Origin of the sequence: Streptomyces sp. NPDC001796, assembly GCF_042892355.1 — a bacterium.
Taxonomy (GTDB): domain Bacteria; phylum Actinomycetota; class Actinomycetes; order Streptomycetales; family Streptomycetaceae; genus Streptomyces.
Genome location: NZ_JBIAUC010000013.1, coordinates 138,875 through 151,010 on the forward strand (window position 1 = coordinate 138,875; position 12,136 = coordinate 151,010).

A 12,136-nucleotide genomic window follows, 5' to 3' on the forward strand; every position below is an offset into this window, starting at 1 on the left:
ATGGTGACGTTCGCGCAGGCGCAGGAGCGCGCGGAAGAGTGGATCAACGGGGACGTTCCGGCGTATCTGCAGCGTGAGGTGCGGGTGCGGGAGTTCGAGCTCGGCTTCGTGGTGTGGGCGGAGGACCGGGACGGGGGGCCGCGTTCGGACGGGGGCGCTCAGCGGCTGGTGATCGCCCGGGACAGTGGTGAGGCGACGCTGTGGCCGGGGCTGCCCGTGGGTGAGGTGATCCGCCGGTACGAGGAGGAGTACGGGACGCGGGACGAGGAGGTACCCACGGCTGCGGCGCCCGGGGCCCGGGTGGATCTGAACCAGACGTCGTTCCTTTTGACGCCGCCGGAGTGGCTCCAGGAGGCGGCGGACAGGAGGGGGGTTCCGCAGGGGCGGACGTCCGGTGACGGTGTGTCGGACGGGGCGGGTTCGCGTCCGGCCGCGGCGGCTTCTTCGGGTGCGTCGGGTACGGCGTGGCCTGCGGCCGGTGGTGGCGGGGAGGTGCCGGACAGGTCCGCGGGGGATACGCCGTGGGCGGGGACCGACACCAACGCGGAGGCGGGCGAGGACGGTTCGGTGCCGTTGCCGGAGACGGTGTTCGCTCCGCCGTTGAGCGACTCGGACGAGGGTGCCGCGCCGCCGGATGCGAAGGCGGCGAGGATGTCGGGCGGTACGCCGCCGGGTCCGCAGGTTCCGGGTGCGCCGGGCGCTCCGGGGACGCCGGGGGCGGGTGCTGCTGGTGCTCCGGGTGCTCCGGGCGTTCCGGGGACGCCGGCGTACGGCTATCCGCAGCCTCCCGGTGGTGTTCCGGGTGCTCCGCAGGCGCCGGGTGCTCCGGCGTACGGCTATCCGCAGGCTCCGGGCACGCCTGCGCCCGGCGGGCCGCAGGCTCCCGCGCCGAACGCCGCGGACATCGCGGATGCCGCGACCAGCAAGGCGGCGCCTCCACGGGCTGCGCGGGCCGGTGGTGCGCCCCATCCGCCGGGCGCGCCCGGGGTTCCGGGTGCGAGGCCGGGTGCCGTGCCTCCGCCGCCTCCCCCGCCGCCGCCCGCACCGGGCGCTTCGGCGGGCGGGTATGTGCCGACCCAGCTCGTCTCGCAGCTCGGCCCGGACGGGCCCGAGGGCGCGGCGGGCCCCGGCATGCCTCCGCCTCCGCCGCCTCCGCCGGGAACACCGCCGCCGGGCGGCCCCCAGCCGCCGGGTGTGCCGAACCCTCCGGGGGCGCCGCATGCTCCGGGAGCGCCCAACCCTCCGGGCCCGCCCCCGGGCGGTGTGCAGCACGCGGCCACCGTGCTCGCGGACCCGTACCGGCCGGGCCCCGGCGCTCCGGGTGCCCCCAACCCCCCCGGTCCGCCGAGCCCTTCGGCCCTGCCCGCGGCTCCGGGACAGCCCGGTGCTCCGGGACAGCCCGCGGCTTCCGGACGGCCTGGCGCCCCCGGCGCGCCGAATCCGTCGGGGGTTTCGCAGCTGCCGGGTGCCCCCGGTGCCGTTCATCACGCCGAGACCATGCTGGCCGGGCCGCCGGCCGGAGGCCCCGGTGCGGCCCCGCCGCCTCCGGGTGCCCCCGGCATGCCTCCGGGCGCCCCGCAGCCGCCGGGGCAGCCCCTGCCCGGACCGCCGGTGCCCGGACAGCCCATGGGTGGACAGCCGGTGCCGGGACCGCCGGTGCCGGGGCAGCAGCCGCCCGGGCAGCAGCCGCCCGGGCAGCCCATGTCCGGTGCGCAGCCGTCGTACGGTTATCCGCCGCAGGGTCCGCCGACCGTCGGCCCCGGCTATCAGGCCGTGCTGCGCTACCGCGCGCAGGACGGTTCCGAGCAGCAGCTGATCCGGCGCTCGGCGCCGGGCATGCCGCACCCGGAGTGGCAGATCTTCCATGAGCTGCGTGCCATGAACGTGCCGCCGGACCAGGTGCTGGAGCTGCACACGGAGTTGGAGTCGTGCGAGCTGCCGGGCGCGTACTGTGCGCGGATGATCCGGGAGAACTGGCCGCAGGCGCGGATCACCAGCATCGCCCCGTACGGCACCGACCACGCCTCCCGCCAGCAGGGCATGCGGCAACTGCTGGCGCACCAGGGCGAGTTGCATCAGGTGGCGGACGGTCCGGCGCGCCCGGGGCCGGTGCGTGCGCCGCTGCCCGCGGTGCAGCCCGCGCCGCCGGTCCCGCCGGAGGGCATCGCGCAGGAGCTGGCGGGTTCCTTCGGTCCGGGGATCTTCCGGTTCGAGCAGGCCGCGGTGTCCCGGCAGGGTGTGCCGCCGATCGTGGCGCACACCCTGGTGGTGGCGGGACTGCCTTTCGACATGGGCCCGTTCTTCTGGGCGCAGGCCCAGCCGGGCCGTCCGGTGCCGACGCTGGCGGAGCTGGCGCAGGAGCGCGGGGTGCAGCCGGCCCCGGACGCGGGCTCGTACCTGGTCATGGGAAGCGACTTCGGCAAGGCGATCTGTGTGCAGTACGGGACGGCGAACATCGTCGCGGTGCCCGTGGAGGCGGGGCCGGGCGGTGCTTCCGTGCCGCCGCAGTTCGTGAACACGGGTCTGCCCGAGTTCGTGCGCGCTCTGGCCCTGCTCGGCCGGATGTGGCGGCTGCGCTACGGCCTCAACCAGGAGCAGGCGGGCCGCTGGACGGTGGACTTCCAGGCGCAGCTCGCCTCTTTGGACCCGGCGGCGCTGAGTTCACCGGAGAGCTGGTGGTCGGTGCTGCTGGAGCAGATGTGGGACGGGTTGCTGTGAGCTCTTCCCGCACAACCCATGTCTGACGCTTCGTCAGTTCGGGCCCGGTCGTACGGACGACCGGGCCCGGCCGCTTTTTCGGGTGATCTTCGGGGCGATCCGTTGCTTGTGCGTGGAGTGTCGCGTTATGAACACTTCTGACTGATCCATCAAGATGTGCGCAAAATCATCGATTCGTGGGTCAGCTGGAGAGGGGTTCCACGATGAGCAGCGCATCGAGGTCGCCGTACGGCTTCGTGTCCGTGCGGCGCGGCTACCGTCCCGACCAGGTCGACGCCTACACCTCGGCCCTCTCGCGCGAGCGCGACGCCGCCTGGGAGCGGGCCGCGCGGCTGACGGTGCTGGCCAAGGAGATGGAGGCCGGTCTGCTGCGGCTGCGGGAGAGGGTGGCGCAGCTTCCCGCGCAGACCTACGAGGGCCTGGGCGGTCGGGCCGGCCGGCTGTTCGACCTGGCGCGGGAGGAGGCCGAGGCCCTGCGGGAGGAGGCGCGGCAGGACGCCGGGCGTGTGCTCGCGGAGGCGGAGCAGGAGGCGCGGCGGGTGCGGGACGAGGCGCAGGCGTACGCGGACGAGGTCCGCGGTGAGGCCGAGGAGCGGGTCCGCACCCGGCTGCTGGCGGCGAGGGCCGAGGCCGACGACGTACGGATCACGGCGCGGCGTGAGGTGAAGGAGGGGCGCGGGGAGGCGCTGGCCGCGCTGCGTGAGGTGCGGCAGCGTACGGCGGCGCTGCTCGCCGAGCAGGAACGGGAGCACGCCGAGCGCTGCGCGGACGAGGAGCGGGCGGCGGCCGAACGGGTCGCGGAGGCCGAGGCGTGGGAGGCGGAGCGGGTGGCGCGCGCGCAGGCCGCGCTGTCTCAGGCACAGCGGGCGCTGGCCGAGGCCGAGGAGTCGGCCCGGCAGGTGCAGCGGGACGCCCAGGCGCGCGCCGCCGAGCTGGTCGCGGAGGCGCGGCTGCGGGAGGACCGTATCGCCCGGGAGACGGAGCGGGTGCTGCGGGAGCACGGTGAGGTCTGGGACTGTGTGCAGGCTCAGATGGACCATGTGCGCAACAGCCTGGCCATGCTGACGGGCCGGGCTCCCGCGGAGTAAGGGGTCCCCTCAGGGACTCCGCGCGCGCCCGGCCGTTCGTCAGCCGCTCCTGCGGGTCGCCCCCGCCAGGATCCAGCCTTCGACCGCCTCGTACTGCCGGCGCTGCTCGGCGGCCTGGCCGCGGCCGGAGGCGAGCGTGCCCAGCCAGCCGTAGGCGAAGCCGAGCGGGATGGAGACGAGGCCGGTGGTGGTGAACGGGAACCAGTTGAAGTCGGCGTCGGGGAAGGCCGCGGCGGGGGAGCCGGAGACCAGGTTGGTGCCGGTCATGAGCACGATGGTGGTCAGGGTGCCGCCGATCAGCGTCCACAGCAGGCCGGTTCGGGTGTAGCGGCGCCAGAACAGGCTGTACACCAGGGCCGGTGCGATCGAGGACGCGCCGATGCAGAAGGAGAGCGTGGCCAGCGGCTGCAGGCTGCGGTGCTGGACGAGGGTGGCGAGCAGGACCGCCACGACACCCACCGCCATCGCCGACAGGCGTGCCGTGGTCATCTCGCGTCGCGGGGGCATCTCGTGCTTCAGGGCGGCGAAGACGTCGTGCGCGAGGGAGTTGGCGCAGGAGAGGATCATTCCGGCCACGGAGGCGAGGAGGGTCAGGAAGATCGCCGCCGTGACCGCGGTGAACAGCAGTGTCGCGCCCATCGACACGTCCGTCCCGAGCGCGGCCCGGGAGCCCAGCAGATAGGCCGTACGGCCCTGGGGGTCGGCCGCCGCGATGGTGGCGCGCCCGATCAGGGCGGTCGCGCCGAACCCGACGACCGTGATGATGGGCACGAACAGGGCCACCGACGGCACCGCCCAGGACAACGAGCGGCGCACCTGCCGGGCGCTGTTCGCCGTGTACATCCGCATGGTGATGTGCGGCAGACAGGCGCCGCCGAGCACCACCGTGAGCTCGGAGCTGATCATGTCGAGGCGGGGTGCCGGGCCGCCCGCGAACTCCAGGCCCGAGTGCAGGAAGGCGGGGCCGACGCCGCTGTTCTTCGCGGCGGCTGCGAACAGCGCGCCCGGGTCCCAGTCGAAGCGGTGCAGGATCAGCATGGCGACGGCCGCGCCGGAGCCCAGCAGCATCACGATCTTCAGTATCTGGATGAGGGCTGTGCCCTTCATGCCGCCGATCGCCGCGTAACTGATCATCAGCGCGCCGATGCCGATGATGCAGCCCGTCTTCAGGGCGTCGCTGGAGAAGCCGAGGATGAAGGCCAGCAGGTCGCCGGTTCCGGCGAGTTGTACGAGCATCAGCGGCAGCAGCGCGGCGATGGTCACGGCGCACGCCGCCCCACGCACCGCCCGCCCGGGCATCCGCCGTGCCAGCACATCGCCCATGGTGAACCGGCCCGCGTTGCGCAGGGGCTCGGCCAGCAGGAACATCAGCAGCATCAGCGACAGCGCCGTGCTCAGTGCGAGGACGACGCCGTCGTATCCGGTGAGGGCGATGATCCCGCCCGTGCTGAGTACGGTGGCGGCGGAGATGTAGTCGCCCGCGATGGCGAGGCCGTTGCGCATCGGGGACAGGGAGTTGTAGCCGGTGTAGAACTCGACGAGGTCGTCGCGGTCGGGTCCGGTCATCACGCACAGCAGGAGCGTGATGGTGGCGACCGTGGTGAACGCCACGAGTGACATGGCCTGTGCGGAGCTGCTGAACCCGGTGATCCCTCCCGGCAGGCTCGCCGTGGTCATCGGGCCGCCCCCCGCCCGGTGTCCGGTTCCATCTGCCTGCGGATGCGGTCGGCGATCGGGTCGACGCCGTGGCGTGCCGTGTACTCGTACACGCCGATCGCGACGCAGGTGACGGGGAGTTGGAGCAGTCCGAGCAGCAGGCCCATGGTGAGGCCGCCGGAGACGGTGGCCGTCATGAAGGAGGGCGCGAACGCGGACAGCAGGAGGAACACCACGAAGTAGCCGAGCGCGGTGAAGGTGGCCACGCGCCGCTGCCAGCGATAGGCGGTGCGCAGGAGGCGCAGGTCGCTGTGGTGTCCGAGCGGCGGATGGGCCGGCGTCCGCGGACGGGTCGGCGGGGCGGGCGGCTGCTGCCAGGGGTACGTGGGGTACGGCGGTGGTGAGTGGTGCGGTACTGAGTACTCGGGGGACGAGTGCCGCGGTATGAACGCGTCGGACATCCCGGTTCTCCTTGCGTGGCTCGGGTCCGGTGCGGCGGACCGCAGGGAGCGGGGGGTGAGCGACGCACGCTACTCGTGGAGATCCGGGACGCGTAGGCTTTTCGGCAAACTGGCCGGTCGGTATGCGCTTACTACACCGACCTGTGACGTTACCCACGGTTACTCGAGGTTGCTTCACGGGTGAATGACCATCTGGCCGGCGGGAGGGGCGGATAGGCTGGCGCGCGTGTTCGTACTGGAACTGACCTACACCGCCCCGCTCGAAGCCGTCGACGCAGTCCTTCCGGCGCATGTGGCCTGGCTGGACGAGCAGTACGCCGCAGGTGTCTTCCTCGCCTCCGGCCGCAAGGTCCCGCGTGACGGCGGGGTCGTCCTGGCCGTCGGCGAGGACCGCGAGGAGATCGAGCGCCTGACGGCGACCGACCCGTTCGTGGCGGCGGGGGTGTGCGCGTACCGGGTCACCGAGTTCCTGGCGACGAAGACGGCGCCCGCGCTGGCCGCGTACCGGCAGCAGCTGCCCTCCTGAGGCGCGATGTGCGGCGCCTGACGGGAGTGGGCTACACTTGATCATGTGCTGGTCGCCGCAACTCCCGGTGTCCGGTGGTGCGTTGGTGGTCCAAGGAAAGACGCCCCGCTTCCTGCGGGGAGATGCAGGTGCAAGGCCTGCCCGGCGCTCTGAAGAGAACCCCCGCTCCGCGGTCCGCGGAGCGGGGGTTCGTCGGGCCTGAGCGGGACTTGTCGGGGCGTGCGGTGGCATACCCGTCGGCTCCGCCGGTGCCGTGAGCCGGGGGAGGGGGACCGCTCATTCGTTGAGCACGGGGAATCTCCGCGGGGCCACGAACAGCAGCACCAGGAGCGCCAACGCGGCCGCGCACGACGCACCCAGATACACGGCGTGCACCGCGTCCGCGATCGCCCGGCGCGTCACCTCCGGTGTGGTGCCCGCGTTCAGGCCGCGCGTCACCGCGTCCAGGCCGCCCGACCCGCCCAGCCGCGACGCCAGGACCCCGTTGGCGACCGCGCCGAACACCGACGCCCCGACCGTCTGGCCGGTCTGACGGCAGAACAGGACGGACGCCGTCGTCGTCCCGCGCTCCGCCCAGCCGACCGTCGACTGCACACCCACGATCAGCGGCAGCTGGAACAGGCCCAGCGCGCCGCCCAGCAGGAGCATCAGGAGGGCCGGCTGCCAGGGCGAGCCGGGGTAGGGCAGGAACGGGAACGCCAGCAGGAGCAGCGCGGCCAGGCCGATGCCCAGGATCGCCGTGTCACGGAAGCCGATGCGCCGGTACACGTGCTGGGAGAGCGCCGCCGACACCGGCCAGCTCAGCGTCCACACGGACAGGACGAACCCGGCCGCCACCGGGGCGAGACCGAGCACGGCCTGGGCGTACGTCGGCAGGAAGACCGTCGGGGCCACCATCAGCAGTCCCAGCGCGCCGAGCGCCAGATTGACCGCGGCGATCGTACGGCGCCGCCACACCCACCCCGGGATGATCGGCTCGGCCGCCCGGCGCTCCACCGCCACCACCACCGCGACCAGCGCGATTCCCGTCCCGAACAGCGCCAGGGACGGCGTCGACAGCCATGGCCAGGCCACCCCGCCCTGCACCAGCGCCGTCAGCAGCACGCCCCCGCACGCGAACACCGCGAGGGCGCCCGCCCAGTCGACGCGGGGGCGCGGGCCCGACTCCCGGTTCGGCTCGTGCAGATGGCGGACGATCAGCCACAGCGCGACCGCCCCGATCGGCAGGTTGACCAGGAAGATCCACCGCCAGTCCGCGTACGCGGCGAGCACCCCGCCGAGCCCCGGGCCCGCGATCGCGGAGACCGCCCACACCGTGGACAGCTTCGCCTGGATCTTCGGACGCTCCTCCAGCGGATACAGGTCGGCCGCGAGCGTCTGCACCGTGCCCTGCAGGGCGCCGCCGCCCAGGCCCTGCACGATGCGGAACGCGATCAGCGAGCCCATGTTCCAGGCGAACGCGCACAACAGCGAGCCCAGCAGGAAGACCGACGCGCCCGCGATCAGCACCGGCTTGCGGCCGAAGGTGTCGGAGAGCTTGCCGTAGACGGGCAGCGTCACCGTCACGGCCAGCAGATAACCGGAGAACAGCCACGAGAAGACGGAGAATCCGCCGAGGTCGCCGACGATCTGCGGTACGGCCGTCGAGACGATCGTCGAGTCCAGCGCGGCCAGCGCCATCGCCAGCATCAGCGCGGCGACGACGGCCCCGCGGCGCCGCGTCGCGTCCTGGGTGCGGCCGGCCGCCGCGGTCCGTATGTCCGTGTCCCCCTGGTCCACAGGAATCCTCTCCCGGTCGTTTCCCTGTGCACGTATCTGCCGTACGACACCCTCTCACTCGCGGCCCCTGCCTGGGGAGAGTTGACCCTCACGCGACGTCAGGGTGGAGAGTGGGTGGGCCGACGGGTGGAGGCAGGCCCCGAGGCCGGTCCACCTCGAGGTGGAGGACCTATAGGGGTTCCTCCGTATCAGGGCTCGGGGAGGGCTCGTCCCATCGGAGGACGAGAGGGACCGGGCCCGTTCCTTAGCCTGGCTTTACGCCGCTGGGGAGCGGTCGGGGCGCACGGGGGTCGCGCCGGCCGCACCAGAGGGGGTGGGGTTTTCCCCAGCGGAAGACGGGGCCGGGCACCAGCGCGCCGGACCGTGCGCCGGCACCAGACTGACCGGCGTACTCACCACACCGATCGCCACCGATCGCCACCGATCGGCATGGCCCTGCACCGATCGCCACCGATCAGCGCACTTACGCGCATGTATTCACTGATGGACAAAGGGGATTAACCATGACATCGGCCGTGACCATTCCCAGGCACGGGGGCACTGGAGGGCGTACGGCCGTTGCCGCGCGGGCTCGGCAGGTCGTGAAGGCGTACGGGGCGGGGGAGACCCGCGTCGTCGCCCTCGACCACGTCGACGTGGACATCGCCCGCGGCCAGTTCACCGCCATCATGGGCCCCTCGGGGTCCGGCAAGTCCACGCTGATGCACTGCCTGGCCGGGCTCGACACCGTGACGAGCGGCCAGATCTACCTCGACGAGACCGAGATCACCGGCCTGAAGGACAAGAAGCTCACCCAGCTGCGCCGGGACCGCATCGGGTTCATCTTCCAGGCGTTCAACCTGCTGCCCACCCTGAACGCGATCGAGAACATCACGCTGCCCATGGACATCGCCGGCCGTAAGCCGGACAAGGCGTGGCTGGACCGGGTCGTGGAGACCGTCGGGCTCGCCGGGCGGCTCAAGCACCGGCCCAGCCAGCTCTCCGGCGGACAGCAGCAGCGCGTGGCCGTGGCCCGCGCCCTGGCCGCCCGCCCCGAGATCATCTTCGGTGACGAGCCGACCGGAAACCTCGACTCCCGCGCGGGCGCCGAGGTGCTGGGCTTCCTGCGCCGGTCCGTGGACGAGCTCGGCCAGACCATCGTCATGGTCACGCACGACCCGGTCGCCGCCTCCTACGCCGACCGCGTGCTGTACCTGGCCGACGGCCGGATCGTCGACGAGATGCTCAAGCCGACCGCGGACACCGTCCTGGACCGCATGAAGGACTTCGACGCCCGGGGGCGCACGTCATGACCGTCCTGAAGACCTCGCTGCGCAACTTCTTCGCGCACAAGGGGCGCATGGCGCTGTCGGCCGTCGCGGTCCTGCTGTCGGTGGCGTTCGTGTGCGGCACGCTCGTGTTCACGGACACGATGAACACGACGTTCGACAAGCTGTTCGCGGTGACGGCGTCCGACGTGACCGTCTCGCCGAAGGTCGCCAAGAGCGACGAGACCCCGCAGAACGGCGTGCCCGAGTCGCTGCCGGCCTCGGTGCTGGACAAGGCCCGGCACGCCGAGGGCGTCAAGTCGGTGGAAGGCGGCGTCAGTTCGATGAACGTGACCGTCGTCGACAGCGACAACGAGAACATGGGCTCCTCCACCGGCGCCCCGACGATCGCCGGCAACTGGACGAGCAACGACCTGCGGTCGATGGAGATCACGTCCGGTCACGCCCCGCGCGGGCCGACCGAGATGATGGTCGACGCCGACACCGCCGACAAGCACCACCTCAAGCTGGGCGACGAGCTGCGCACCATCGCGCAGACCGGTGACTTCCGGGCGCGGATCGTCGGCATCGCCACCTTCAAGGTGACCAACCCCGGTGCCGCGGTCGTCTACTTCGACACCGCCACCGCGCAGCGCGAACTGCTCGGGGCGACGGGCCGGTTCACGAACATCAACGTCACCGCGGCGTCCGGTGTGTCGGACGAGCAGCTGAAGCAGAACGTCACCCGGACACTCGCCGGGGCCGGGTCCTTCAAGGTCCAGACCGCCAAGGAGAACGCCGACGAGAACCGCCAGAACGTCGGTCAGTTCATGAACGTCATCAAGTACGCCATGCTCGGCTTCGCCGGGATCGCGTTCCTGGTCGGCATCTTCCTGATCATCAACACCTTCTCGATGCTGGTCGCCCAGCGGACGCGGGAGATCGGCCTGATGCGGGCGATCGGCTCCTCCCGCCGGCAGGTCAACCGGTCGGTGCTGGTCGAGGCGCTGCTGCTGGGTGTCCTGGGGTCGGTCCTGGGTGTGGGCGCGGGTGTCGGTATCGCGATCGGCCTCATGAAGGTCATGGGCTCGATGGGCATGGACCTGTCGACGCGGGACCTGACGATCAAGGCGACCACACCGGTGGCCGGCCTGGTCCTGGGCGTCGTCGTCACCGTCCTGGCCGCCTACCTGCCGGCCCGCCGCGCCGGCAAGGTCTCCCCGATGGCCGCCCTGCGGGACGCCGGCACGCCGGCCGACGGCAAGGCGGGCCGGGTGCGCGCCCTGATCGGGCTCGTCCTCACGGGCGCCGGTGCCGCCGCCCTGTACGCGGCGGCGAGTGCCAAGAAGGCGAGCGAAGGCTCGCTCGTCCTCGGCGTCGGCGTGGTCCTGACCCTGATCGGCTTCGTGGTCATCGGCCCACTGCTGGCGGGCGGGGTGGTCCGGGTGATCAGCGCGGTGCTGCTGCGGGCCTTCGGCCCGGTGGGCCGCATGGCCGAGCGCAACGCCCTGCGCAACCCGCGCCGCACCGGCGCCACCGGCGCGGCCCTGATGATCGGCCTCGCACTGGTCGCCTGCCTCTCGGTGGTCGGCTCCTCGATGGTGGCCTCGGCCACCAGCGAGCTGGACAAGTCGGTCGGCGCGGACTTCATCGTCCAGGGCAACCAGCGGATCGTGCCGCAGGCCGAGAAAGCCATGCAGCAGAGTCCGCATCTGGCGCACGTCACCCGCTACAAGATGCTCGACGCCACCCTCACCTCGCCGGACGGCAAGGCCGACGACACCGGGATCACGGCCGCGGACCCCTCGTACGCCGACGACCTGCGCCGCACGACCACGCAGGGCACCCTGTCCGCCGCCTACGGCGACGACGCCATGTCGGTCGGCTCCGACTACGCCAAGAAGCACGGTGTGCACGTCGGCGACACCATCACCGTCGCCTTCAAGGGCGGCCGGACGGCGAAGCTCAAGGTGGCGGCGATCACCAGCGACGACACCGCCCTCGACCAGGGCGCCCGCTACATGAGCATCGCGACCATGGAGAAGTACGTCCCGAAGGACAGGATCCCGCCGAACCAGATCATGTTCGCCAAGGCCGAGAACGGCCAGGAGAAACAGGCGTACGCGGCGCTGAAGCAGTCGATGAAGCCGTACCCGCAGTACCAGGTGCGCGACCAGACCGACTACAAGAAGGAGCTGAAGAACCAGGTCGGCCAGCTGCTCAACATGGTCTACGGCCTCCTCGCCCTGGCGATCATCGTCGCGGTCCTGGGCGTGGTGAACACGCTGGCCCTGTCGGTGGTGGAGCGGACGAGGGAGATCGGCCTGCTCAGGGCGATCGGTCTCTCCCGCCGCCAGCTGCGCCGCATGATCCGCCTGGAGTCGGTGGTGATCGCCCTCTTCGGCGCGCTGCTGGGACTCGGCCTGGGCATGGGCTGGGGCGCCACGGCCCAGAAGCTCCTCGCCCTGGAGGGCCTGAACGTCCTCCAGATCCCGTGGGGCACGATCACGAGCGTCTTCGTCGCCTCGGCCTTCGTGGGCCTGTTCGCGGCCCTGATCCCGGCGTTCCGGGCGGGTCGGATGAACGTACTGAACGCGATCGCGACGGAGTAGCCCGGGAGGCGGGCGTGACGGGGACGGGCCGGGTCCGGTGGAGAGCCAC

The 12,136-nt window shown here is 72.1% G+C and carries 8 protein-coding genes; 5 read left to right on the forward strand and 3 right to left on the reverse strand.

What is annotated here, in order from left to right; all coding sequences use genetic code 11:
* Both ACFYZE_RS24880 and ACFYZE_RS24885 read left to right on the forward strand, forming a co-directional pair.
* Positions 1-2,718 carry an SUKH-4 family immunity protein gene (locus ACFYZE_RS24880; RefSeq protein WP_388998085.1) on the forward strand — a complete coding sequence of 906 codons (2,718 nt, stop codon included), beginning with the start codon at positions 1-3 and terminating at the stop codon, positions 2,716-2,718.
* 203 nt (positions 2,719-2,921) lie between these two features.
* Positions 2,922-3,806 (forward strand): cellulose-binding protein, encoded by an 885-nt coding sequence (locus ACFYZE_RS24885; RefSeq protein ID WP_388998088.1) that lies wholly within the window; start codon positions 2,922-2,924, stop codon positions 3,804-3,806.
* A gap of 39 nt (positions 3,807-3,845) precedes the next feature.
* On the opposite strand, the gene ACFYZE_RS24890 is transcribed toward ACFYZE_RS24885, so the two are convergent.
* Positions 3,846-5,483: a cation acetate symporter gene (locus ACFYZE_RS24890; protein WP_388998091.1), complete on the reverse strand. Its 1,638-nt coding sequence runs from the start codon at positions 5,481-5,483 to the stop codon at positions 3,846-3,848.
* Positions 5,480-5,923 carry a DUF485 domain-containing protein gene (locus ACFYZE_RS24895; protein ID WP_388998094.1) on the reverse strand — a complete coding sequence of 148 codons (444 nt, stop codon included), beginning with the start codon at positions 5,921-5,923 and terminating at the stop codon, positions 5,480-5,482. The genes ACFYZE_RS24890 and ACFYZE_RS24895 overlap by 4 nt, the downstream gene beginning before the upstream one ends.
* 226 nt (positions 5,924-6,149) lie before the next feature.
* Here ACFYZE_RS24895 and ACFYZE_RS24900 point away from each other — a divergent pair, with 226 nt between their 5' ends.
* Positions 6,150-6,449, forward strand: a complete 300-nt coding sequence (locus ACFYZE_RS24900) for a YciI family protein (protein WP_388998097.1) — start codon at positions 6,150-6,152, stop codon at positions 6,447-6,449.
* 276 nt (positions 6,450-6,725) lie between these two features.
* On the opposite strand, the gene ACFYZE_RS24905 is transcribed toward ACFYZE_RS24900, so the two are convergent.
* Positions 6,726-8,228: an MFS transporter gene (locus ACFYZE_RS24905; RefSeq protein ID WP_388998099.1), complete on the reverse strand. Its 1,503-nt coding sequence runs from the start codon at positions 8,226-8,228 to the stop codon at positions 6,726-6,728.
* A 503-nt stretch (positions 8,229-8,731) separates the two neighbouring features.
* Here ACFYZE_RS24905 and ACFYZE_RS24910 point away from each other — a divergent pair.
* Together ACFYZE_RS24910 and ACFYZE_RS24915 are read left to right on the forward strand one after the other, a co-directional pair.
* Positions 8,732-9,520: an ABC transporter ATP-binding protein gene (locus ACFYZE_RS24910; RefSeq protein WP_388998102.1), complete on the forward strand. Its 789-nt coding sequence runs from the start codon at positions 8,732-8,734 to the stop codon at positions 9,518-9,520.
* On the forward strand, positions 9,517-12,087 hold the full coding sequence (locus ACFYZE_RS24915; RefSeq protein WP_388998105.1) for an ABC transporter permease: 2,571 nt from the start codon (positions 9,517-9,519) through the stop codon (positions 12,085-12,087). The genes ACFYZE_RS24910 and ACFYZE_RS24915 overlap by 4 nt, the downstream gene beginning before the upstream one ends.
* Positions 12,088-12,136 lie beyond the last annotated feature (49 nt).